The sequence below is a fragment of the Yoonia sp. SDW83-1 genome, from assembly GCF_046762885.1.
Lineage (GTDB): Bacteria > Pseudomonadota > Alphaproteobacteria > Rhodobacterales > Rhodobacteraceae > Yoonia.
Genome location: NZ_JBKQXO010000062.1, coordinates 1 through 356, shown reverse-complemented (window position 1 = coordinate 356; position 356 = coordinate 1). Strand labels below are relative to the sequence as shown.

Annotated in this window: 2 tRNA genes; both read right to left on the bottom strand. The window is 61.8% G+C overall.

What is annotated here, in order from left to right:
* Positions 1-16: 16 nt before the first annotated feature.
* Positions 17-93 (bottom strand) — tRNA-Asp (locus ACFWW4_RS22750).
* Between the two features lie 168 nt (positions 94-261).
* Positions 262-338: transfer RNA gene (locus ACFWW4_RS22745), tRNA-Asp, on the bottom strand.
* Positions 339-356 lie beyond the last annotated feature (18 nt).

Below are 356 nucleotides of genomic sequence, written 5' to 3'. Positions count from 1 at the left end.
GGATGAATTGGAGAAATGGCGCGGTTGACGGGGCTCGAACCCGCGACCCCCGGCGTGACAGGCCGGTACTCTAACCAACTGAGCTACAACCGCGCGTGAGGGGCGGCATAATCCGGCTTTGCGGGGCCGTCAACGGAAAATCACGCAGGCAGAGAAACTTTTGTGGGCATCGGGCAAGGGGCAGACGGCAACGCAGTCACACATCGCCAAAAAGGCCCCGGCGCAAAGGACAAGTCGCGATTATCAGTAAAGGAAAAGCAGTGGCGCGGTTGACGGGGCTCGAACCCGCGACCCCCGGCGTGACAGGCCGGTACTCTAACCAACTGAGCTACAACCGCGCATCTGTTCGCCCGGCC